Annotated in this window: 18 protein-coding genes; 6 read left to right on the forward strand and 12 right to left on the reverse strand. The window is 58.3% G+C overall.

What is annotated here, in order from left to right; genetic code table 11:
* Positions 1 to 29: 29 nt before the first annotated feature.
* From ACR0IM_RS09095 to ACR0IM_RS09120, 6 genes are all read left to right on the forward strand, one after another.
* Positions 30 to 989, forward strand: coding sequence for a dihydrodipicolinate synthase family protein (locus tag ACR0IM_RS09095; RefSeq protein ID WP_480681597.1), 960 nt, complete (start codon positions 30 to 32; stop codon positions 987 to 989).
* Positions 980 to 1,912: a 4-hydroxyproline epimerase gene (locus ACR0IM_RS09100; protein WP_480681598.1), complete on the forward strand. Its 933-nt coding sequence runs from the start codon at positions 980 to 982 to the stop codon at positions 1,910 to 1,912. Before ACR0IM_RS09095 ends, ACR0IM_RS09100 begins: the two co-directional genes overlap by 10 nt.
* Complete coding sequence (locus tag ACR0IM_RS09105) at positions 1,909 to 3,147, forward strand: NAD(P)/FAD-dependent oxidoreductase (RefSeq protein ID WP_480641622.1); 1,239 nt, start codon at positions 1,909 to 1,911, stop codon at positions 3,145 to 3,147. The genes ACR0IM_RS09100 and ACR0IM_RS09105 overlap by 4 nt, the downstream gene beginning before the upstream one ends.
* Positions 3,148 to 3,155: 8 nt before the next feature.
* The gene (locus tag ACR0IM_RS09110) at positions 3,156 to 4,181 is read left to right on the forward strand and encodes a trans-3-hydroxy-L-proline dehydratase (RefSeq protein ID WP_480681599.1); all 1,026 of its coding nucleotides are present in this window, start codon (positions 3,156 to 3,158) and stop codon (positions 4,179 to 4,181) included.
* A 74-nt stretch (positions 4,182 to 4,255) separates the two neighbouring features.
* The gene (locus ACR0IM_RS09115; protein ID WP_480681601.1) at positions 4,256 to 5,374 is read left to right on the forward strand and encodes a tetratricopeptide repeat protein; all 1,119 of its coding nucleotides are present in this window, start codon (positions 4,256 to 4,258) and stop codon (positions 5,372 to 5,374) included.
* A gap of 248 nt (positions 5,375 to 5,622) precedes the next feature.
* Positions 5,623 to 7,836, forward strand: a complete 2,214-nt coding sequence (locus tag ACR0IM_RS09120) for an NADP-dependent isocitrate dehydrogenase (protein ID WP_480641619.1) — start codon at positions 5,623 to 5,625, stop codon at positions 7,834 to 7,836.
* 275 nt (positions 7,837 to 8,111) lie between these two features.
* On the opposite strand, the gene ACR0IM_RS09125 is transcribed toward ACR0IM_RS09120, so the two are convergent.
* From ACR0IM_RS09125 to ACR0IM_RS09180, 12 genes are all read right to left on the reverse strand, one after another.
* Entirely contained in the window at positions 8,112 to 9,221 is a 1,110-nt protein-coding gene (locus tag ACR0IM_RS09125) for a peptidoglycan-binding protein LysM (RefSeq protein WP_480681602.1), read from the reverse strand.
* Positions 9,222 to 9,264: 43 nt separating this feature from the next.
* Complete coding sequence (locus ACR0IM_RS09130) at positions 9,265 to 10,527, reverse strand: type 2 periplasmic-binding domain-containing protein (protein ID WP_480681603.1); 1,263 nt, start codon at positions 10,525 to 10,527, stop codon at positions 9,265 to 9,267.
* Between the two features lie 22 nt (positions 10,528 to 10,549).
* Positions 10,550 to 11,335, reverse strand: coding sequence for a PP2C family protein-serine/threonine phosphatase (locus ACR0IM_RS09135; protein WP_480681605.1), 786 nt, complete (start codon positions 11,333 to 11,335; stop codon positions 10,550 to 10,552).
* Between the two features lie 3 nt (positions 11,336 to 11,338).
* Positions 11,339 to 12,379 (reverse strand): FHA domain-containing protein, encoded by a 1,041-nt coding sequence (locus ACR0IM_RS09140; RefSeq protein ID WP_480681606.1) that lies wholly within the window; start codon positions 12,377 to 12,379, stop codon positions 11,339 to 11,341.
* A 179-nt stretch (positions 12,380 to 12,558) separates the two neighbouring features.
* On the reverse strand, positions 12,559 to 14,670 hold the full coding sequence (locus tag ACR0IM_RS09145; RefSeq protein ID WP_480641614.1) for a serine/threonine protein kinase: 2,112 nt from the start codon (positions 14,668 to 14,670) through the stop codon (positions 12,559 to 12,561).
* A 339-nt stretch (positions 14,671 to 15,009) separates the two neighbouring features.
* Positions 15,010 to 16,296: a dynamin family protein gene (locus ACR0IM_RS09150; RefSeq protein ID WP_480591344.1), complete on the reverse strand. Its 1,287-nt coding sequence runs from the start codon at positions 16,294 to 16,296 to the stop codon at positions 15,010 to 15,012.
* Positions 16,293 to 18,335 (reverse strand): dynamin family protein, encoded by a 2,043-nt coding sequence (locus tag ACR0IM_RS09155; RefSeq protein WP_480681607.1) that lies wholly within the window; start codon positions 18,333 to 18,335, stop codon positions 16,293 to 16,295. Before ACR0IM_RS09155 ends, ACR0IM_RS09150 begins: the two co-directional genes overlap by 4 nt.
* Positions 18,336 to 18,402: 67 nt before the next feature.
* On the reverse strand, positions 18,403 to 19,272 hold the full coding sequence (locus ACR0IM_RS09160; protein WP_480681608.1) for a hypothetical protein: 870 nt from the start codon (positions 19,270 to 19,272) through the stop codon (positions 18,403 to 18,405).
* A 23-nt stretch (positions 19,273 to 19,295) separates the two neighbouring features.
* Positions 19,296 to 19,697 carry a hypothetical protein gene (locus tag ACR0IM_RS09165; protein ID WP_480591331.1) on the reverse strand — a complete coding sequence of 134 codons (402 nt, stop codon included), beginning with the start codon at positions 19,695 to 19,697 and terminating at the stop codon, positions 19,296 to 19,298.
* Between the two features lie 22 nt (positions 19,698 to 19,719).
* Complete coding sequence (locus ACR0IM_RS09170) at positions 19,720 to 21,444, reverse strand: dynamin family protein (RefSeq protein WP_480591328.1); 1,725 nt, start codon at positions 21,442 to 21,444, stop codon at positions 19,720 to 19,722.
* 8 nt (positions 21,445 to 21,452) lie between these two features.
* The gene (locus tag ACR0IM_RS09175) at positions 21,453 to 23,462 is read right to left on the reverse strand and encodes a dynamin family protein (RefSeq protein ID WP_480641611.1); all 2,010 of its coding nucleotides are present in this window, start codon (positions 23,460 to 23,462) and stop codon (positions 21,453 to 21,455) included.
* 2 nt (positions 23,463 to 23,464) lie between these two features.
* The gene (locus ACR0IM_RS09180) at positions 23,465 to 23,872 is read right to left on the reverse strand and encodes a hypothetical protein (RefSeq protein WP_480591620.1); all 408 of its coding nucleotides are present in this window, start codon (positions 23,870 to 23,872) and stop codon (positions 23,465 to 23,467) included.
* Positions 23,873 to 24,499: the final 627 nt, after the last annotated feature.

The following is a 24,499-nucleotide window of genomic DNA, read 5'->3' on the forward strand; positions in this document are numbered from 1 at the left end:
TGACCCTGCATTTTCAAAGGATAGCTCCGATGTCGAACAACGTTTTCACCGGCACCATGCCGGCGCTCATGACCCCTTGTAAGGCGGATCGCACCCCGGATTTCGATGCATTGGTGCGCAAAGGGCAGCAGATGATTGATGCGGGCATGTCGGCGGTGGTCTATTGCGGGTCGATGGGCGACTGGCCGCTGCTGACTGACAAACAACGAATGGAAGGCGTTGAACGCCTGGTCGCTGCAGGGCTGCCCGTGGTGGTCGGTACCGGGGCCATCAACACCAAGTCCGCCCTGGCCCATGCTGCACATGCGCAGAAAGTAGGGGCTGTTGGGCTTATGGTGATCCCGCGGGTGTTGTCCCGCGGCACGTCTCCGGCCGCGCAAAAGAACCATTTCAAGGCGATCCTGTCTGCCGCGCCGGGTGTGCCTGCGATCATTTACAACAGCCCGTATTACGGTTTTGCCACGCGCGCCGATCTATTCTTCTCTCTGCGTGCCGAGCATCCCAACCTGATCGGATTCAAGGAGTTCGGCGGCAAGGATGACCTGCGCTACGCGGCTGAGAACATCACTAGCCAGGACAATCAGGTGACCCTGATGGTGGGCGTGGATACCGAGGTTTACCACGGCTTCGTCAACTGCGGCGCGACCGGGTCGATCACCGGAATTGGCACAGCTTTACCGCGCGAGGCCCTGTTGTTGGCGACTCTGTCCCAAAAGGCAGCACAAGGCCATGCCGAGGCACGCCAGCGGGCGCAGGAACTGACCGAGGCAATCCAAGTGCTTTCCAGCTTTGACGAAGGCCCCGATCTGGTGCTGTACTACAAACATCTTTTGGTGCTGAACGGCGAACAGGAGTATCGTCTGCACTTCAACGAAACGGACGAGTTGAGCGATGCGCAGCGCAACTATTGTGAACAGCAATACGACCTGTTCCGCGCTTGGTTTGCCGATTGGTCTAAACAGGGTGGGGTGATCGCTGAATGCATGTGATCGACAGCCATACCGGGGGTGAGCCGACGCGGGTCATCCTCGACGGCGCGCCGGATCTGGGTTCTGGACCGCTGGCCGAACGCGCCCGCAGGCTGGCGACGGAACATGAAGGGTTTTACCGGTCGATCATGCTGGAACCACGTGGCCAACCCGCCATGGTCGGCGCGCTGCTGGTCGAGCCGGTCGATCCGTCCTGCGTGACCGGAGTGATCTATTTCGACGTGGACGCCGTGCTGGGTATGTGCGGCCACGGCACCATCGGCCTTGCGGTTACACTGGCGCATCTGGGGCGGATTGATGTTGGACGACACAAGATCGAAACGCCTGCGGGTGTCGTGACGGTAGAGCTGCACAATGCCAACACCGTCACCGTCATGAATATCGAAAGCCGCCGTGTCCACCGTGATGTGGTATTGGATGTGCCGGGCTATGGCGCGGTGACCGGGGATGTTGCCTATGGCGGCAACTGGTTTTTCATCGTTGATCCCAGCCCAATCCCGGTTGAGACCGGCAATATCCGGCAGTTGACCGATATGACGATTGCGATCCGCAAGGCCTCAATCGCGCAAGGCATAGGAGGAGAGCTGGGCGAGCCAATCGACCACGTGATCTTTCAGGACACCTCTCCCGGTCCGGACGTCCACAGCCGCAACTTTGTGCTATGCCCCGATGACAACTACGACCGCTCACCCTGTGGTACCGGCAGTTCGGCGCGGCTGGCCTGTCTGGCTGCGGACGGTGCATTGGCTCCCGGAGAGGAAATCGTCCAGCACAGCGTTATCGGCAGCGTCTATCACCTGTCTTATCAATTGGGTGTGAACGGTGGGGTCATCCCCTCAATCACGGGGCAGGCTCATGTCATGGCCGAGGCGACATTGATGTTTGATGAAAACGATCCGTTCAAGGCGGGCATAGAGCTATGACGAAGCAGGTCGTTGTGATCGGGGCCGGTGTCATCGGAATCACAACGGCGCTGGAGCTGCAGCGCCGGGGCCATTGTGTTGTGGTTCTGGATCGTGAGGGCGTCGCCGCACAAGCCTCCGCCGGAAATGCGGGCGCCTTCGCCTTTTCCGAGGTTGAACCGCTGGCAACCCCCGGCATCATGAAAAGGGCACCGAAATGGCTGCTGGACCCGCTCGGGCCGCTGTCCATCCCGCCCGCCTATGCGCTGAAAATCGCGCCGTGGATGATCCGGTTTTGGCGGGCAAGCCGTCCGGATCGTTACAAGCAACTCCTGCATGCTCAGGCCAGCCTGATGGATCAGTCTAGCGCGGCCCTGACCAGATTGATTGCGTCGGTGAAAGGCGAGGCGATGATGCAGCGCGACGGGCAGATGCAGCTTTATGAAAACGAGGCAGAGTACCGTGCCAGCCTGCCTACATGGGAGCTGCGGCGCCAACACGGCATAGACTTCGAGCTGCTGGAAAGCTTTGAAGCGATTGCTGAATTGCAACCTGGCCTCAGCCCGCGGTTCACCCATGCTGGGTTTACGCCGAACTGGATCAACACCGTTGATCCCAAAAAATGGGTGGAGCATCTGGCGCAAACGTTTCAGAGCCGGGGTGGCCGGATCGAGCGCCAGGAAATCTGCGCACTGACCCCGATAGATAGCGGAGTACGGATCACGCTGACAGAACGCGAGGTCGAGGCGGACAAAGTCGTCTTGTGCGCCGGGGCCTGGTCTCACCACATTGCGCGGACACTTGGCGATCAAATACCGCTGGAAACTGAACGCGGCTACAACACGACCCTTCCCGCGGGCGCGTTTGATCTGCGTATGCATCTGACATTCTCAAGCCATGGATTTGTGGCCAGCCGGATCAATGGCGGCGTGCGGATTGGCGGCGCGGTTGAACTGGGGGGGCTGGAACTCCCTCCGAATTACAAACGGGCCGATACATTGCTGCAAAAAGCCACGCAGTTTTTGCCCGGCCTAAACACGGAAGGCGGCACGCAATGGATGGGTTTCCGCCCGTCGCTGCCCGACAGCCTGCCGGTGATCGGGGCTTCGCCACGGGCAGGGGACGTGATCTACGCATTCGGTCACGGTCATCTGGGCCTGACCCAATCGGCAGGTACGGCCGAACTGGTTGGCGCCCTGGTTGACGGCCAGCCCGCCCAGATTCCCCTGACCCCATTCTCCGCCTCCCGCTTTTAGGACAGGACATGCGCAGCTGCAAAACCATTCATGTGATCTCGGCCCACGCCGAAGGTGAGGTGGGTGACGTGATTGTTGGTGGTGTCCAGCCACCGCCCGGAGAAACCATCTGGGAACAGCGTGCCTTCATTGCGCAGGACCAGACCTTGCGAAACTTCGTGCTGAATGAGCCGCGCGGTGGCGTGTTTAGGCACGTGAATCTGCTGGTGCCGCCGAAACATCCCGATGCGGATGCGGCCTTCATCATCATGGAACCGGAAGACACGCCGCCTATGTCTGGCTCAAACTCGATCTGCGTGTCCACCGTTTTGCTGGATGGCGGGATCATTCCGATGCAGGAGCCCGAGACCCTGTTGACGCTTGAAGCCCCGGGTGGATTGGTGAAGGTCCGGGCCGAATGCCGAAACGGCAAGGCCGAGCGCATTTTCGTGCAGAACCTGCCCAGCTTCGCCGACAAGATCGCAATTCCGCTGGAGATCCCAGGCACCGGCACTCTGACTGTGGATACGGCATATGGCGGGGACAGTTTCGTGGTGGTCGATGCGGCGGCATTGGGGTTCGAGATCGTTGAAGACGAGGCTCGCGACATCGCTCGCACGGGTGTGGCCATCACCCATGCGGCCAATGAACAGCTTGGGTTCACCCACCCCGAGAACCCGGACTGGGATCACATCTCCTTCTGCGCCTTTTGCGGGCCGCTTGAGCAGACGGAAACCGGCTTGACCGGCAAATCCGCGGTCGCCATTCAGCCGGGCAAGGTTGACCGATCCCCCACCGGCACAGCGGTCTCGGCCCGAATGGCCCTGATGGCGGCGAAAGGTCAAATGACGGTCGGTCAAACGTTTGAGGCGGTCTCGATCATCGGATCGCGCTTTACCGGACGGATTGTCGAGCAAGCCCATGCCGGCGACCGCCCAGCCATCATCCCCGAAATCAGCGGCCGAGGCTGGATCACCGGCACGCACCAACACATGCTGGACCCGGATGACCCCTGGCCTGCCGGGTATCGGTTGAGCGACACGTGGGGTGTGTGACCGGCTGGGGAGGCTTGAATCCGAGGGCGGATGTTTCTACCTATAGAAGAGCAGATTTCCGAAACTGAGCCTTTATGAAGATACGCCTTGCCGCCCTGATCATCGTAATTGCGACAGTGATATGGTCGCTGAACCCCAAGCCCGATTATACGGAAATGTCCGCGACCTGCATGGGGAACAAGGGCAGCATGGCCGACGTTGTTGCCACCTGCTCGGCGCTTATGAAGATCGACGACCTTTCCCCGGTGCAGCAGAGCAGGCTGATCTCTGCCCGCGGCTGGGCCTATTATTGTGGCAAACGCTATGATGAGGCTATCGCGAACTATACCGTGGCGTCCGACCTTCAGCCCTTGGATGCAACTCCGGTCTTAAGACGGGCTTTGGCGTTGGAGGCCATGGGACGCGTCGCCGACACCGATGCGGCCTATTCCAAAGCGGTGGCCCTTGATCCCGACAGTGCGTCAGCCCGATATTACAAAGCTCGGTTCGATCAGAGTCAGGGCAATTTTACGGACGCGATAGATGGATATGAGAAAGTTCTGGAAATTGACCCGGGGTATCAGAATGCGGGTTTCAGCCTAGCGAATACGCATTACGAAGTGGATGGGTTTGACGGAACGGAACAGTTTCTGACGCAGGCAGCGAAACGTTGGCCGGATCAGATATGGGTTCCCATTGGTCAGTTGTTGTTCCACTTGAACGGAACAGGTGACGTCGACGAGAGCCTTGCGGCTGCGAACAGAGTCTCTCATTTGATGCCAAATGGAGTCACAAATCTGTTTTTCCCGGCCATGGTTCACCTGAAGATTGGTGATGAGCAGAAAGGCGTGGAATTCGTTGAAGACTACGCCCGATGGACCGCGCACAGACCCTATGTCCGAAAGGGGATTGTCGCAAGATTGGGTCAGCGGGTCGATGAATGGTTGGGCCTGCGCGGGAATCAGGAATGGATAACCCGTGCCCAAACATATGCGGAATTAGGAAGAACTGATCTGGCTCAGCACGAGATTAACACCTTTCTGAAAGATGCCCGGCGTTTTGATCGAGAGTATTTCTTTTGCCTCATTCGAGAAGCCGGTGTGTCAGTGCCACCAGAGGCCGAGGCGGGTTCTGCCGATCATTTGAGTCAAGCGATCACGGATTATGTCCAGCAGCTTGCGGCCTCCAGCGGGTATGCGGATTTTGGGGTCTAGTAGAAACACCCGGACTGCGGTCGGAACAGCCTATCAAACTGGAATTGGCTTGACCCCAATCGTCAACCCCGTGTCAATTTGCGCCCCCACTAGAGGATTGATCCGAAACGCATCCTGTTTTAAGGGAGGCCCTGTCAAATCAGAGTCACCATTGGGGCGGTAGGATTCTCGCGCCCCATCCGCAGCCACGAATACGTGGCACACTCTTGGATCGCACGCCCCGAAAGGCTTAAAAAAGGTAAAAGAATATGGCAGAAAAATCGAACTTCGATATATTGTATACCATTGTAGACGAAGCGCCCGAGCTGGCCAGCGCGTCGTTCCTGCCCATCATTCGCAAGTTCGCCGGCGCCGCGGGTGTCAGCGTCGGAACCAAGGATATTTCGCTGGCGGGCCGTATTCTGGCGACCTTTCCGGAAAACCTGACCGATGCACAGCGCATCACCGACGATCTGGCCGCACTGGGTGAGCTGGTGAAAACGCCCGAGGCCAACGTGATCAAACTGCCGAACATCTCGGCCTCGGTCCCGCAATTGGTTGCTGCGATCGAAGAGCTGCAGGCGCAAGGTTACGACATCCCGAACTACCCTGAAGAACCCGCGAACGACGCAGAAAAGGCGATCCGTGCGCGTTACGATGCCATCAAGGGCTCGGCCGTGAACCCGGTTCTGCGCGAAGGCAACAGCGACCGTCGCGCAGCAAAGGCCGTAAAAAACTACGCTCAGAACAACCCGCATTCGATGGGGGAATGGTCCGCAGACAGCAAAACCAAAGTGTCGTCGATGTCGGATAACGATTTCTACGCAAACGAAAAATCGGCCACCATCACTGCAGCGCAGGCCGGTGATGCAAAGATCGAGTTTGTCGGCAAAGACGGCAGCGTGACCGTTCTGAAAGACGGTTGGACGCTGGACGAAGGCACCGTGGCGGACGCGACCTGCATGTCGGTCAAAGCCCTGTCTTCGTTCCTGGCTGATGCCATCGAAGACACCAAGAAAGACGGCACCATGTTCTCGCTTCATATGAAAGCGACCATGATGAAAGTGTCGGACCCGATCATCTTTGGCTATGCGGTCAAAGCCTGGCTTGCCCCGGTGTTCGAGAAATTCGGTGCCGAACTGGACGCGCTGGGTGTAAATCCGAACTCGGGTCTGGGCGACCTGCTGGATCGCGTCAAAGACAACGCCGAGATCGTGGCCGCCATCGACGCTCTGAAAGGCGAGCGTCCGTCGATGTACATGGTCGACAGCGACAAGGGCATCACCAACCTGCATGTACCGTCGGATGTGATCATCGACGCCTCGATGCCCGCCGTGATCCGCGCGGGCGGTAAGGGCTGGGATGAGACCGGTGCCAAGGGTGACACCAACTGCGTGATCCCGGACCGCTGCTATGCCGGTGTCTATGACGAAACCATCAACTTCTTCAAAGCCAATGGCGCACTGAACCCAGCCACTGCCGGCGCTGTCGCCAACGTCGGCCTGATGGCGCAGAAGGCTGAGGAATACGGCTCGCACCCGACCACGTTCCAGGCCCCTGCAGACGGAACCATCCGTGTCGTTTTGGCCAATGGCGAAACACTGCACGAGCATGCGGTTGAAATGGGCGATATCTGGCGGTCCTGCACCGTAAAGAAGGCCCCGATCGAGAACTGGATTCAGCTGGCGATGGACCGTCAGCGCCTGACCGGATCCGAGGCGATCTTCTGGCTGGACGCAAACCGCGCCCACGATGCTGAGCTGATCAAATACGTCAAACCGGCGCTTGAGGCTGCTGGCGTGGCTGACAAGTTCCAGATCATGGCACCGCGCGAAGCAACCCGTCAGTCTCTGGAAACCATTACGGCGGGAAAGGACTCGATCGCGATCACCGGCAACGTGCTGCGGGATTACCTTACCGACCTGTTCCCGATCCTGGAGCTGGGCACCTCGGCCAAGATGCTGTCCATCGTCAAGCTTATGAATGGCGGTGGCCTGTTCGAAACCGGTGCCGGTGGTTCGGCCCCGAAACACGTGCAGCAGTTGGTCGAAGAAAACCACCTGCGGTGGGACTCGATGGGTGAGTTCTGCGCACTGGGTGAATCGCTGAACTTCCTAGCTGACAGCAAGGGCAATGCGAAGGCGGGTGTATTGGGTGCCGCGGCCGAGGGCGCTACGCAAGGCATTCTGGACAACAATAAGTCGCCCAGCCGCAAGGTTGGACAGCCGGACAACCGCGACAGCCACTATTGGTTTGCACGCTATTGGGCCGAGGCTCTGGCAGCGCAATCCGACGATGCGGATCTGGCGGCTGAGTTCGCGCCCGTCGCCAAGGAGCTGGCCGACAAGGAAGTGCAGATCCTGGGTGAACTGGCCGCCGCACAAGGTGCGCCTGCTGATCTGGGCGGGTACTATCACACCGACCCCGCCAAGACCGCAGCAGTGATGCGTCCCAGCGCAACTTTGAACGCAATCATCGGCTGATTGTGTAGAGCCACGCCCCAAGGCGTGGCTTTTTACGTTTCAGATCAAAGCTTTGAATGGAAAAAGGGGCTGACCCCCAAAGTCAGCCCCTTTTTGAGTGAGTGGGGAGGCTAGGCCTCACCGGTATAGTTGTTTTCAGACTAACACTTTCTACGATTCAGGGTATTAGGGGTTTCCCGTAGTTGCCTCCGGCAAGATCGCGGACATGGAAGGTTCCAGACAAAAAAGAGGCCGGTCCTAAGACCAGCCCCTTGGTAGTCAGGTGAACCGAGGGATCAGTTCGACGCTGCCATCAGTTTCTCGTTGTGCTCGCGCAGCGTGTCCGAAACGATGGCGTACCATTCGCCGGATTCCCGCATTTCATTCAGGCCTTTATTCAGCATCGCCAGATACTGTTTGCCAAACGGGTTGCTGCGGTGGCTGATGAAACGCAGTGAGGACAGAGATGTCACAAACGGGTTTTCCACCAGGTCGTTCGAAGTAAGACCCATTTCCACCATGGTGTCTGAGAACAGCTGCACTTCGAAGGTTGCAACGTCAGCAGTACCTGTCAGAACCGCGTCAAGGCATTCACGTGCGGTGATTGGCTGCATCAGGGTCATAGAGGTGCCGTTGTGCAGGCCTTCCTGTTCGAGGTCGTGGATGAACCAGCCATCCATACGGCAGATAGTTGCGCCCTCCAACTGACCAAAAGTGGTGGCGCCTGCGTAGTCGCTTTCCGGCAGTGTGTAGAAGCCGACAACGATGTCGTAAACCGGAACGGACGAGTCGAACTGAGTGCAACGGACTTCTGTTTCCCACGACCATTCGTAGGTCCGGTTGGTGCAATCGGGCATGTTCCACGCCATCGACACGTCAAATGCGCCCAGCGGCAGCAGCGTTTCCAGGTGTGAATTCCAGTCGTCCACGAAACTGACCGAATAGTCACGCGCGTTGCCGCCACGCTGCAGCGCTGTGGTACCCAGACGAGTGATCGCGCCGCCACCATTCAGCGATTCATCGGCGAATGGCGCCCAACCGTTACCAGTCACCAGCTTGATCGGCGGCTGATAGACGCTGGAACGTTTGACACTGGCCGCGCGTGCTTCTTCGGCCGCAATGATTTCCTGAGCGGACTGACCGTTTGGCAGGCTGCCGTCTTCACAGGGCAGGGCCAAAACCAGACCAGGCGCCAGATCGTTTGGGTTGGTGATGACGTTGCGGTTCGCGTTGAAGATCGGCTGATAGTTCGAAGTGCCATAGGCCGCGATGGCGATGGTTGCCATCGTATCGCCGTCCTCGACGGTATAGTTTGTACAGGCTTCCTGCGCGGCAGCGGCTCCGGCGCTAAGGGCAGTGACGGCGGTGGCCGCCATCACGACTTTCTTCAGGTTGAATTCTAACATGTCCACTTCCTCCAGACATTTTTGTTGTCAGGCCGGTTGGGCCTTAGCCATTTTCCATTTGATGACGCAGAGCGGTTGAAACGATATCTCGCCACTCTCCAGATTGCTGCATGATCGCCAGACCCTGGTTGAGCGTCTCAAGGATCGCTTCCCCATCCGGATTATCTTTGTGGGTCATGACGTTAAGCGACTTTATGGCCGCTAGGTTGGGGTTTTCGATAATGCGGTGCTCGTATCCCAGTCGTCCGATTGCTTCGACCGCAAGATGGGCTTCGATTGCCACGATGTCGGCCTTGCCTTCCATGACCGCGTGAAAGCAGTCATCCGGTGAAACGGGGCGCATCAGAGTGATTGCGGGTTCGTAAAGGCCGACCGTATCCATATGCGACAGCGACCAGCCTTCGGGACGACAAATCGTGGCGCCTGCAAAGTCGGCATAGGTCAGAGTCTGCTCATAACCCGAGCCCTCGCGGGCAAAGAATGTATCCACAACCTCGTAGAACGGGTTCGAGAAATTGTAGGTATCACAACGATCGCGGTCCTTTTCGGAAAGCGCCGAGGCCTCTTCGCAATCCGGGCGCGACCAGGGGAAGGTGGCGTCGAAAGCCAAGGTCGGCATCAGCAGGTCCAGATGCGAAGACCAGTCGTTGACGAACTGGATCTTGTAGCCCTGTTCGGGCGCGGCCCGCAGCATCGCGGTTTCCACGAGATTGGTATAGAGGCCGCGATTGGGCAGGGCTTCATCGGTGAAAGGCGCATAGTTGCCGCCAGTGATCAGCAGCAACTGGCGATCCCGGATTTCCGGTCGCTCACCGTCATCCGCGTTGCGGATCAGGGCGGCCCCCTCGGCACGGGCGGCTTCGATTTCCTTTTTGGCCTCGGCCTTGGCGGCAATCACGGCGTCTTCGCTGGCCTTTTTGGCTTCGGCTTCGGCCTCGGCAACCCGGGCTTCGGCGTCGGCGATGGCCTTCTCGGCGCGTTTTTCCGCAGCCTTGACCAACTCGGCAGCCATTTCGGCAGCCATTGCTTCGGCCTCTGTCTGCGGTGCCGTTGGCGCGCGCCCGATCTCTTCGAGACAGGGCAGTGTCAGTACGTCGCCCACACGGATGATGTTCGGGTTGTTGCCGATCACATCGCGGTTGGCGTCAAAAATGATACGGAAATCCTCGGTCGAATACACTTCGATGGCCAACTCGCGCAGGCTGTCGCCGCGCTGGATTTCATAGGTCGAACACGCCTCTTGCGCCGAGGCCGCACCGGCAGCGGCAGTAAGTGCCAGGCTAGATATGAACAGATGGGGTTTCATGGTTCCTGTAGCTTTGCCTTGGTTAGTTTTTTATAAGTTTCACAACGCCGATTGAGGCATTGTCCTGATCCGGATCCTCTTTGGCCCGAAGGGCCTGCCACAACGCGTCGGCGATATCCTGCGCCCAGGCGTGTGCGTTGCTTTGCACGACGGTCTGGATTTCGGTATCGCTGAGGTATTGCAGCCCGTCACTGCCCAGGATCAGTACATCCGATGCGGTCAACTCCAGCGGCTCTTCGGGGCAATCGACCTTGGGAATCGCCGCCCCCATGATGACCGAGGTCAGCTGGTTGCGGTCGGGATGTGCCTGTGCTTCAGCCTCGGTCAGTTTGCCCTCGGCCACCTGCGCGTCGATCACCGGTGCCATGGAGTGATCTTCGTTGATCTGGCTCAGAACCCCATTGCGGAACAGGTACAAGGGGCTGTCACCGATCGAGATCCAGAAGGCGCGTTGCCCCAGCAGCAACAGCCCCGTCAGGGTCGACCCCATGTTGAATTCACCATCCTTGCCTTCGCAATGGGCTGCAATCGCGGCGTTGGCTTGCATGGCTGCCAGTGGCAATGCATCGGCCACCGCCGCTTCGGACAGGGGGGTATTCTCAAGCTCGGCGTCCAGAGACTCGCGCCAAGCAGCAACCACAAGTTCCGAAGCAACCTCACCGGCTGCGTGGCCGCCCATACCGTCCGCAATCACAACATAGCCAGCATCCGTTGCATCGAACATGCGCGCGGCAATCGCGTCTTCTTGCGACTCGCGTTGACCCTGATCCAGGATCAGCGCGATATCATATGCCGGTTGCGCCAGCATCTATCAGGCATCCCGCCAGTCAAAGCCGTCATCACAGAAGGCGGCAAAGCGGATCGAGGTTTCACTGATGCGGATGAGGTCGCCGCTGGACAGTGCAACAGTGCTGAGAACCGGTTTGCCGTTCAGGCGCACCAGATTGGCCTTGCCGCCGTGTCCCAGATAGCATTTGCGGTCCTCGGGGTCGTAAGCGATCACCGCATGGCTGCTGCGCGAGATACCGGTGTCGCCAAAGTCCAGTTGAATGGCCTGATCATCGTTGCGGCCAATCTGCATCAGGCCTTCGGTCAGCGTGATGCATGCGCCCCGGCCCGGGCCTGCGGTCACGACCAGCCATCCAACTGGAAACGTCTCTTGCGCGGCTTCGGTCTTGGCAACGGGTTCCGAGCTTTCCATCAGGTCCTGAACGTGGGTGTCCGCGCGTTCAAAGCCCAGGAACGTGGTCTTGACTCGACCACGACGATCCTCTGCAGGGGCCGGCGCCGCGGCCTGTTGTACTGGTTCCGGCTGAACTTCCGGTGCAGGCTCGACCGCCACTTCGGGTGTGATTGCGACCTCTGCCATCTGCGCTGGTTGATCGGTTTCAACAGTTTCAACGATCACTTCAACAACCTGTTCTTCTTGAACCGGTTGCTCGGTTACGGCGTCTTCCTCGGTGGCGACGTGCAGGGTCACAACCGGCTCTTCCGGTTCAGGCTGAGCTTCTGGAGCCTCGAAAATGTTGTCCTGCGTTTCGGTGACAACCTCGGTAGTCACGACGTCCACTACGGCCTCGTCTTCCGAAAACTCGGGCATCTCTTCTTCGGGAATCAGGTCATCCGCGTCGTCGTAGTTTTCCGATGACGTAGACATATTGCCACCGCCCAAAGCAGCGCGCAGTGCGTTGAAATCCGCAATCGGCTGGGGCTTTTCGGTCTCGGACGCTGCAGCTTCTTCTTCCACCGTGGTTTCGGCTTCGGGTTCCTTGGCTTTGCCGGCACCTTCGAGCAGCCGGCTAAGAGGGCTTTTGTATTTGAACATGGCGTCGATACCTTTGCTTTCTTTCACAGAACCTGCGTCCTGCGGGGCTGCTATTCGCCTCTGCGCGCAATGGCACAACGGCACTTATGATGCGGAAATCAAACCAACTTTTATCTATCGCGACGGGCCGGTCCCCGTCAGGGTGATGGATTTCCGAGCACCACCCTCAGTTTTCACTTGCGGTAGATCACTTGCGACCGGTCAGATTACTCCTGCTTCAGCTGCATCACGGCATCCGTCTGGACGCCATCGCGCATCACGGTCAGGCGTGCCTGCGCCTGTTTCTCTGCGACCAGAGCGCTCAGCATAGCATCCAGGCTTTCCTGCCCGTCGATGGCTGCCCCGGTTTGCGCTTCCGAGATCAGAACATCGCCGCGCTGCAGATCGCCGGCCGCATCCGCTGAAATGGTGGTGACTACCGTCGTCCAGCTCTGACCATCCTCATTGCGAACGGTAAAACCGTAGCCGTTTTCCAAACCGATCACGCGGATGGCGGGCAGGGCCAACAACCCGTTCTGAGCAAGGGTTTTGCCCAGTGGGCGGTAGCGGGCGGTCACGCGGATATAGCCGTCGGGATCAATTGCCAGGTCGCTTAGCACCTGCGCGGCAAAGCTCGTGTTGTCGCGGATCGGCTCTCCGTTCAGGGTGTAAATCGCATCGCCGCGTTTGACCCAGTCACCGATCACGGACATGTCCTGCGCCGGATCAACACCGGTCACAGCGATGATGCTGCCAGTTGATGCCCGGCGCCTGGATGTCTGGAACGGTATTTCGACATCCCAATGCGAGAATGCAATCTGTGTTTCTGCCGGAGGCACTGAAACCACTGGCGCAGGTTCGGCTGTCCGGGCCTGTTCCGGATCAACCGATTGGTCCTGTGTCTGCTCGACAGGCGCCTGAGGTATTTCTGCCTTAACTGGTGCCGGATCAGCCTGTTCCGGCGAATTATCTGTGGTGGCGACCTGCTCGACAGGTTCTTGCGTTACTGCCACCTGTTCTTCTGTTTCTGGAGCTGTAGGTGCTGATGCTACTGCAACATCCTGTGCCGGTTCGCTTTTTTCACCGGACATCAGAAAGTAACCGCCCGCTGCCAGACCAACTGCAATGACAGCTGCACCGGCAATCAGTTTGCCGCTGCCACCCGATCCGCTTTTAACCACGGTATCGACCGCAACTGCAGCTTCTTCCCTGGGTGTGAACTTTGCGAGTTCATCTTCGTTCTTGTCTTCATTGCCCAAGGCCAGATCGGCATTTCCGGCCAGAAGGGCGGTGACCACAGCTTCGGCATTTTCGCTTTCGGCCTTAATCCGGGCCTTTTCGGCCTCTTCATCCTTGCGGTCCATGGCCACGATGACCGAGACCGGGCGGTAGTCGAACGTATCGAACATGACGCCCGGGCCGCGGAACATGCGCAACCAATCCAGCGCGCTTTGCAGACGGTCGGTGACGTGCACCTCCATCGCCTTGTCGATCGCTTCAAGGAACCCCTCGGGATAGCCTTTGAACCGCCCGGCCAGAGGGGCGTAGGGGTCTCGCTGACTGTTGTTGAAGGCGTTCAGGCGGGTTTGGCCGTCAATCGGGCGCTCGCCGCTGATGGCGTGATACAGCGTGGCAGCCAGCACATAGAGGTCGCTGCTGGGGCCTTGTTCGGCGCCGCGCACATAGAATTCATGCGGCGAGTACCCGTCTTTGATCACACGCAGGGTTAGCAGGGCCGCAGATTGATTTGCAGCCTGTTCGCGCGCCGCGCCAAAGTCGATCAGAACCGGGTCACCGTTTTCATCAATCAGAATGTTGTCGGGCGAGATGTCCCGGTGCAGCATTCCGCTCTGGTGGATGAAAGATACCGCTGACAGCATCTTTTCCGTGACCTGGACGATGAAATCGGGGCCGGTTTTGTTGTCAGTGTTTTCGACGTAATCCAGCAGGTCGCAGCCCTTGATGAAGTCCATCGCGATATAGGCGGTGTCGTTGTCCTCGAACACCTGATGGACGTCGACGATGTTGGGATGAACCAGACGTGCGTGGTTGCGCGCCTCTTGAATAAACAGGTCTATTATCGCGCGCAGGTCTTCCGTATGTCCGGGATCGGCCGGTTCGACCAGATTGCCGTTGCGGTGACACAATGCGCCTGGAAAGCACTCTTTGATCACCACGTCGCGTTCCAGGCTGTCCCGCGCCAGATAGGTAATTCCGAACCCGCCGTTGCTGAGGTAACGCAGGATCTCGTACTGTCCGCGCAACAGCTTGGCGCCGGGTTGAAGTCCTTCGATTTTCGGTTCGTCGTGCGATGCACCGACCGCCTGGTTGTGGCTCATTTCTTTCCGCCCGTTCTGATCGTTTTGCGGTTTTCTTAACTGGGCAAACTCGCCCGTGAACTCGCAACCAAACACAACCGCAGGACACTTGAGACGGTTAGACGTTTCAAATTTGACTTTATTGGGGCCGCCTGATGGCTTCACTAAGGACCGTTTTCATGAAATAACTACATGTTGTATTTCGTGACTATTGAACGACTACATGTTGAAAAAAGATTTGCACAAAATGCAGACGGATCGACTCTTTGTCTCCGCTTGGTCAACGGAGTCGATACATTCGAGACCCGATTCCATGGGTCTCGATTCGCCGAGTCGCGGCGCAATCTTAAGGAGAAATTGTCAGGTTCCGGTTTTCGGTTGCACCGAATCCACCCGGCTGCCTGCCCAAGCCAAATTGTCGCTGAGTTGCGCGAGGATACTGATCGCGTCTTTCAGGGGGGCGTCGCCGCTTTCGAATTGCAACAGCAACAACAGGTCCGTTGCTTTTTCGAACTCGCCTGGTATCCAGTCGGCCTTCGGGTCGATCTCACCGCCTTGCTCAAGGCGCTCGGCGAAATCTTCGACGATTTCCTGACACGAGTGCAGGAAGGCCGACGGTTCGATATCGGACGATTCGCGCAGATCTTCGTAGATGCTTGCGATCGCGGCCAGCCAGTCCTCGAGGATCGGGTTTTCCAAAGGAGGCAGCGCGGATTCCAAGACGGCGTGCACGGATGCGGTGTCGGGCAGCGGCGTCTCAGCCTCTGGGCCCGCCAGTGTTTCCAGAAAGGGCAGGAAGTCCTGTTTCAAATCGGTGCGCGCGGCCTCCAGATCGGCAAGACGTCTGTCGGATGCGATCTGAAGAACCTGCTCAGCCAGGTTCTGACCGCCGCAGGTTTCCCAAAGGGCAAAATCCGGTTCGGGCTCTTGTGCCATGGCGCGCACGGCCACCGGCGTACCGATTGGCACGACCGAGCGGAACAGATCGCCCTTTTCCTTGTTGAGACGCGACAGAACCCGGTCCAGCGCATCGCGGACCGGTGGCAGATCGGCATGAGTGACCGCAAGCAGGCTGTTGGCTTGCAGCTCCTGTGGCACCTTTGTCCAGAGATGACGTTCGGTCTCGCGCCATGCGTTGGTGCCATTGGTGCACCAGATCGCGCAATCCACGAATTTCAGCAAATCGAGGGTTTCTTTGTACGTATCGTCCAATGCTCCGGTTCCGGGCAGGTCAAACAGCGATATCTCCTGCAAGGCAGGGGTGTTCAGGCCGACCGAGATGAAATCAGGCGCATCTGCAGCGGCCTTTTCCAACGCAATTCCGGAATAGGTCTTGGGTTCTTTATCCCACCAGCCGACGGTGGTTTCCGGTGTCTCGGAATAAGCGACGATTACCAGCGGCAGCTTCAGGTGCTGCGGCCCGGTTGGTAGAATGTCCGCCCCGGCCAGCATGTTGGCGAGGCTGGATTTGCCAGCCCCGAATTCCCCGGCAAAACCGATGTTGACCGCGTTGGACAGCCGCCCGGCATGGGCAAGTGCGCGCTCGCGCATCTCGTCCAGCACCGTGTCGGCCGGCATCTTTTCGGTCGCGGTCAGAAAGCGTTCAAGTTGTCTTACTTCCTGTTCGGTTCCGGGAAATTCGATCATTCCGCAGCCTCTGCTAATCGTTTGTCAATGTCATCCGGGCCAAAGACGGCGCCCAGTTCTTCGGTGATGCGCTGCGCGTGGTCAAAGGCCTCTTGCGCCTGGGCCCGCTCGTTGGTTTCGCCGCTTCCGGACCGATGTTCAAGATGTCCGGCCAGCAAGGCCATGTAGTGATCCAGAACTGTGTTCAGACGTTCCAGCAGATCGCTGCGCGCAGTGTCCACCAGATCATCGCCGATCATCTCGAATTCCTGCACGATCATGCGCTCGGCGCGGGTCACGACGCTCTTGCGTGAGATCAGGCGCGACAACCAGCTGACCCGCAATTCAACCGTGATACCCCGCGTCAGCGCAGTGGTGTCCGGGCGGAACCACCGCACCGCACTGGTGTTCATGCGGTTGTCGGTTGGATCCTGCCAGCCGGGCAGGGCGCGCAGCGCTGCGTTGCTTTGCATGTCGACCGTATACAACTCGCTGAGCATCCGTTGACGTACAACCTGTGTGGCCCCCTGCACAAGCTCGCGCATTCGGTCACGCAACGGGGTGAAGTTCAGTTCGGTGTCACCACCCTTTGCCAACAGCGGGGAATCCCCGTTCGGCCCCCGCACCACGACCGATACGGCTTCGGCCACGGTGTCGTCCATGACGCCGCGCAAATTGGCCAGAACATCGTCCATATCATTGATGATCCTGGCAGTCTTGTCGGCAACAAGCGCGCGCAGATCCGTCAGAGTCTTGTCGTTTTCATCATTGTTTTCGGCGGCGGGGGTCGATTCGTCCTCAATGGCGCGCAGATGCGCCCTGCTGCGCTCGACCTCGCCTTGCGCAAAGGTATTGAGATGCTGCCACGCCATTCGCAGCTGTTCGTTGCGCGGGCCCTCGGTCAGGGCACTGGTCACATGTCGGCGCAGGTCCGGCAGGCCCGAAGCGATCATTGCAGCAAAGCGCAGCACACCTTCGCGGCTGATCGGACCGGGACCCTGTTTGATCTCTTCCACACCGTCCAGGTATTGCGTCATCTGTTCCGGATGCGCCCGCAGCCAGGCTAGAACTTCATCATGGTTGATGCCGGTCTCGTCGCCGGTCAGCGCGTAATGCGCCCATTGCGCGCTGCCCATCAATACGTCGATGTCCGAATTTCCCAGAGCTTTTTCCAGGCCCTCCATCACGTCGGCCCGGACCTTGCCTGCATCTTCGGCACCGCCGCCCAACTCGTCGACGCGGTTGATGAAGACCACTATCTGACCCAGCTCCAACGCCTGCATCAGGCGAAACAGTTTCAGGTCCGCCCGCGATAGGGCCTGATGCGCCGAAAGGACCACCACAAAGAAGTCGGATTCCTTGAGGTACTGGCGCGAGATTTCCTCGCGGATCAGCAGCGGGTCGTTGACGCCCGGCGTATCGGTTACTGTCAGCGGAAACGGAAAGTGACCGATGTCGAAATAAACCTCGGCCTTGCGGGTGATGTCGCTGTAAAGGCCGCGATCCGAACCCGGGTCGTGTTCGCCCTCTTCGGTCGGGTCGTCACCAGCACAGACATAGCGCGCCAGATCGTCCGAGTTCAGTTCGTCAAGATCGTGATGCTGGCCAAGCAGGTGCTTATAGCTTTCGCCCAGACGCAGCTTTGCGCGGGTTTTCATCGCCTCGACCTGCTCTTCGATCATCTCGCGCTTATAGCTGTCCTCGTCATCGGGGAACATGTTGCGCAGCTCTTCGCCTTCGGCGATCAGTGCCTGCCATTGGCGATTGTCGAAGAAATGGAACTCGGCCCCCGAGGTCCGCCCCGAGGGGTGGCCGAAATGCATGTCGGTGATCACCGTTGTCCAGGGGTTCACGTCCGACGGCAGGTATTCGGCCTGACCGGTGAAGCCGTTGATCAGACGGGATTTGCCCGCCTTGATCTGCCCGACAAAGGCAATCGAGGGTTTCAGATTTGTCAGATCACTGACAATGCGTGAGATGAACTGACGGGTCTCATCATTCGAGGCGCCGTTCATGTCCTCGGCAATACGGATTAACTCGCGACGATTGTTTTCACTCATAAAACTTACCCTGGTAACTTGTAATCACGGATCGAATTCATCGAAAAATTGAACGAAAGGGGCGTAATCATCCGTCTGGCCTTTTCAGAGTGGCCCACAGGTTGACAACGGCACCCAGTTTGCGTGCCTCGTGGACGGCGACAGCAAAACTCTTACCATCGTTCAAAATGGCCAACCCGGCGCCCTTGCCACCGGAAGGCCGCATGACAATTAACTGCGGTTGGTCCATTACAGAAGCCGTGTCGCCATCCCACCCAGCAAGGTCGCGGGCGAAACGGGCCAGCAGGTCGGAACCGGGGTGCAGAGCTTCCCCTTCGTCACAGGTGCCATCCATGCGCAACGGTTCCCCGTCGGCGCCGATGGCCAGAACCCGGCCCTGAGCAAATCGCTCTGATCCATCGTAGAACTTTTGGGCCAGACAGTCGGCAGACTCTTCCACCGGTGCTTCGCCGACGGGCGTGGCTTCCTCGGGCTCGTCCGGAACAATGGAAATGACCGGGTCAGCTGGCAGTTCTATTTTCTCGCAGGCGCTTTCGATCTCGCTGAATGTGATGCCCACATCGTCGGCCTCAAGTGCAGTGTCGGGTTGCAGCGAAATCAGCTCCAACGGGGCGGGGGCGGCGGCGATGTCGGTCACCAGTTTTGCCAGCTTGTCAGCCAGTTCCTCGCGGGATTCGGTTTCGAAATCTGGAGCGATGCCGGACTGAACCCGGAACACGTCTGTGATCCGAGAGCTGTTGACTTCAATGGCAAGGCAATGACCATCGGCAGCAGTGAATTCCAGGCGGCGCGGCAGAATGGTGCCGCGAATGGTGTGCAGCACCTTTTTGCGCCGAATCCGGGCGGTTTCCCCGGGAACTGTGACCGCCGGATTCAGGCGTGCCACAGACGAGCGCCCGATGTTGTCGAGCAACTCAAGTATGTCCGTATCCATCATGCCGTGACCCCCTCTGGTCCGGTTTAGACTGCGGCCGCGACTGACCCCAGGCTGAGATGCGATTTTGTCAGCGCCAACCCGACATTGGCGCTGCTGCGACAGATGTAGCAGACCACATGATCGGGATACTCCCGGGTCCGCAGAAAGATATTGAGCCGATCATTCGAAAACACCGCGATTTCCCCAAATCCCGGGTTGTCGACCTCTTCGACGCCAGCCGCGCGCAACAAGTCCTCGAAGGCTTTTACGCCGCGCCCTTGGAACAGGTTAGCCACGGCAAGGGCGAGACTGTCCAGAACGTCCGCGCTGCCCGGGTCCTGGGTGTTGGTCCCAAGCAACATCCCCGTTTCCATGTCGACATACCCGGCTGCAATACAGTCGGGTATGGTATCCATCGCGGTGTTCAATGCGGTTTCGATCGTCATCGCTTGCTACCTGAGGTTCTGCTCATAACACACGGAATTCTGCTCCGCCGTTTTCCGCAGCATTGGGAACGGGGCGAACCGCCCCCTTGGCACGGCGCGCAAAATGCTCGACTGCGATCTGGTCGAATTCCTCGAGGAACGCAACGAACACTTTCTTCATGCCTTCGACATCGTTCGGCAAATCCTCGCCCGCAGCGATGTCGCGCCACATGGACGCCGCACTGAGCGGAGTGTCGGTCGAAACGTTCAGTAAGATTTCTTGACCTTCATCAGTGTCACCCGACGGAGCGGGGTCTTCGGCTGTCGCACCGTTGGGCACGGGAACAACCTGCATGTTCACGAGGCCACTGGATTCGGGCTCTGGCTCATACTCATCCTCGGTGCCATTCGACTGCTCAGCCAGCAAAGCGGCAATCGACGACACCGAAACCTCAGCACGCTGTACATCCGGCTCTTCGACGGATGCCCGATCCTGTTCTGGTGTGTCTGCCAGTTTGTCTTCCATCGACTCCATGAACGGGTCTGATTCTGTTAGGGCGGGTTCCTCCTGGGTATCAACAGGTTCAGCCGCAAGGCTTGTGTCGATTTCGAACTCGTCATCATCCAGTAGATCAAACGGGTCTTCTTCTGCCAGCGTTTCCTTGTATTCGGCCAGATTCAGGCTGTTGCTTTCGGTGTCTCGGAAAAAGGAACGCAGATCGTCACCTTCGGTTTCCGGTTGCGGCTCTGACACCGGAGATTCAGTCTCCATTTCGGCGCGCAGGCGCTCGGCTTCTGCGGCGTCGATGCGTTCTTCGCGGCTGGTATCTTCGGTACGGCGCTCGACACGGGCCGGGCGGATGGGAAAGCTGATGACTTCATCTTGCTTGTTGGCCGTGGGAACGGGGTTCACCAGTTTAAGCGGTGATGGTTCGTCGGTCTGTTCCACCATTCGTTTCGGGCGGATCGGCTGCACAGGTGTGCCCGCTGTCAAGCCGTTGTCGATCTGGTAGCGCGTCAGCATATCGGCGCGGCTGTCCATGATCTGTTCGGTGATCTGAAGAAAGCTGTCCACCATCTTGCCGCCGCCACTGCGCGCCCACTGTTCGGCATCGCCGCTCTTATCCCGGGCGATGATCGCATCTCGAGCCGAGAACAGGATCGAACGGTTGAACAAGTGACCCGCTTCACGGTTAACCCGTCGCAGCACCTTTTGGCGGTCTTTCGCACCCAGCACGTCGGCGCGGGTTACCAGCAGCAAAGAGTTGTGCTGCAGCCGCTCCGGCAAAGACATCCATGTCGCACGTTCGGTCTCGCGCCACGCCTGAGTCGCATGGGTACACCACAAAACACCATTCGCTTGCCCGACCGCGCGGCGCCAGACATCGCTGGAAATCTTCGGGTCAGAGATACCGGGAGTGTCGATCAGGTCCACCGCTTCCAGAATGTCGGCCTCAAGGAAGATGCGCACGAATTGCGCATCGTTGACACCGACGGTGTCCAACTGATCCAGAGTGATGCTCTCGCGGGTCCCATCGGGACGTTGGACATAGGCCGATTTTTTTCCCCAGCTAAACCAGACGGGCGGCAGTTGCGTGGCGGTGACTTGTGTCGGCAGCGCCTGCGTGCGCAGCAGAAAATTCATCAGCGTCGATTTTCCGGCGCTGAATTCTCCCATCAGCGCAAAGATAGGTTTGCGACGGGACCACTGTTCGATGCGTTCCCAAGCCTTAGGAGAGACGAAGCGGGTTTGTGTATCTTTTGCCATATCGCTACTTATGCTGCCTCGTTACTAAGATCTTTCAGGATGTCGCCCAGGATATCGTCGCGGGATTTTTTGGGAGTCATGCCCGCCATCAGGGCCGCCTGGTTCGGATCCTGCTCAGCCGAGGCCGAAATGTTCAGCAGAGTCTCTTTCTGCTCGCGCAGGAAGTCGGACAGGCCAGCCCGAACGTTTTCCAGAACGGCCGCGATCTGGTTTTCCTCAAGGTCTTTGGTGATCGAGTTCGCCTCGGATGCGATCAGGCGCGTGTAGTCTGCAGCATAGGCCTCGAACCCTTTGCGACGTTGCCACCAGCGGCGCCACCAGGTGCTTTGCAAATCCAGCGCGATGGTGCGGCCGATTCCCAGAGGTGGCGGCACGCGAGGCACGATGGGGGCTTCGATGCTGAACTCACCCAGATGGTTGCCCAGCAGCTTTTGGTACAATGCCTCGACATCTGTCGCAGCGGCGCTGTAAAGCGCACCCGCATCTTTGCGCATTGCGCGGGAAAAGCTGAAATAGGCAGCCTTTTGCAAGGTGCGCAGCCCGGCCGGATCATACTGCCAGGTGCCTTCCTCGCCATTCTGTTCCAGATGCGAAATCAACGAGTCCGTAGCCCGTTTGACAAAGTTCGTTTCAGCCGATTTCAACCGCTCCAACACTTTGTCGCGCAGCGCGGTCGTCAGTTCTGCGGTCTTCTTTTCATATTCCTCGGTTACCTTGGCGATGGCTTCTTCCGGGGATACACCGTCCAGATCACGCACCACGCCCTGGCCGTCGGACAAGTTCTTCGCCACCGCAGTCGCCCGAATCTGGCTTGCGATGTTGCGCGCACGATGGCGAACGCGGTCTAGCAAGCGATTGCCTGCCCCTTCGGCGATACGTTCATTCATGGCCAGCAACAGGTCGGGCAAGCCAGAAAGCGCCCAGATCTTGTCGAGCGAGGGGGCTTGGTCGCCGAACCCGGCGGCCAGGTAGAAGGTGTTCAGGGCCTGACGGGATTCTTCCGACAGGATATCCGGATTCCCGGTCAGGGCTGCCTCGGCCCAGATTGCGCTGCCGAACACAACGCTGGTATTGGTGTCGATATTGTTCTGCTTCAACGTGTCGTAAACCCGATCCCGAATCTCGGGCACCTGATTGACCGGGTCGGACAGCTCGTCGATCCGGTTTACGAACAGGATGATCTGACGGTTTTCGAACTGCGCGATGATCCGCATCAACGCCATATCCATCGTGGTCAGCGCCTGGCTGGCCGCCAGCACAACGACGCAAACCTCGGACCCGCGAAGGCTGCGCAGGGTGATCTGCTCGCGTACCATGAAGGTATCGTTCACGCCGGGCGTATCGCACAGTTTCAGTGAGATCGGGTATTGCGGGATATCCATGAACAGTTCCGCAGACTTGGTGACGTCTGCAAAGCGCCCGGTTTTCGGGTTGATATCCGGGTCGTCTTCATCGCCCAGACAGACATAGCGCTGGATCAGTTCGTCGTCGAAATAGTCATACTGGTGACTTTGCCCCAGAATCAGGTCGAAATGCTGACCAAGACGCGCTTCGGACTTGGCCTTCATCTCGCCAATCTGACGGCGGATATCCTCCATTTCATCATCGGCGCCAGCCCGGTTGGCCAGTTCGCCCAATCGGCCACCGCCGACCATCAGGTTGTCCCACTCTTCTTGTTCAAAGAAAGTGAATTTGGCCTTTTTGTCGCCTTCGGTGCGGGTGTTGATGTTCAACGTGGTCACCACCGAGGTCCACGGGTTCACATCCGAGGGCAACAGGGCAGGGCGCCCCGCAAGGATGTTCACGATCGAGGATTTGCCGGCCTTGACCTGCCCGACCAACGTCACACTGGCCGTAAAGTTCTCCATACGCGTCTTGAGCGTCGCAAGCCGCGCCGAGGATCGTGCATCTGCCACCTCAGTCAGCTGGTCGATCTGCGCCGTCAGCGCCGTCATCGCCGAGGTCATCGGCGTCAGCGCTTCGTTTCCTACGGACAGAAGGTGGTCGTTTCGGGCCATGGTCAGCCTCCGGTTCCAGTAGCGGCGATGTGAGGTTGCATCTGACCGTCAGAAGAGCTGGTCAGGATGTCGATCCGGGCGATCAGATTCAGCGCATTGCCCAAAATCGCGGCCTCGTCACCCGGCGAAATCTCTTCGTAGGCACGGGAATCGGCAAGTACTTCGATCGAGCTGAACTGTTCGCTGTTTTCAAGCAGGGCCAGACGGCGTCCGGTCGGAAAACCCTGGGATTTGGTTTTAGGCAGCGGCATCCGAGAATTGGCGAGCAGATAGTGGCCCCCCGAATGCGTGCGCAAGGAAACGCCAAAGCCCGTATTCGGATGGTTCTGATTCAAGGACTTTAGTTCACCAAGGAAACTTTCACGTGCAAGACCAACGGCGTCTTGCTCAGCAGTGGCAGAGTTCATCATATTGGTCACGGCTAAGACCCCTGTGTTCGAGTTGAGCAAAAAACTCTTACGGCGCCCGAAGGCGGGAAAGACTCATTAATTCCCGCCGTCCATCAATTACTGGCAAGGCGGTGTTATTTTGACGCGAATAAGATATTTTGGCGTTTGAAATGTGGCGCAATTATGGTCGCGGGCTCGCGAGCGGTTTCAACCTGAGGACGTATCAACAGATTCCAGGTACTGCGCATTCCTTAATCGCGGTCAATCGAGGTGCGCAATTTTGAACGAAATACCGGCTGTAATCTACTGTGTTGTCAATAACTTACCTTCTGTTATCAGGAAAGCTCCGGCTCAAAGAAAACGCTCGGTCGAAGCGCTGATCACAAGGTAGATTTGTGTGAACCCATAGATAATTCGGTTTACTCAACGTAAGCGCGTTTAACATGTCACCGAGTTTTTTTGGAGATGTGCACGTTAAATAGGCGGTGGTTTTGTCCGAAAACGCAAATTGAAACGCTACCCTCTAATTAACGTTATGGTGCGGACAGGCGCCGATCCGAAAAATGGGTACGATCCTGGAGCACGGCCCAAGTGTCAGGCCCGAATGAAACCGGTTGGCGACCAAAAAATCTTGCGTGTAAGTGATTT

Source organism: Ruegeria sp. BF6 (genome assembly GCF_056538665.1).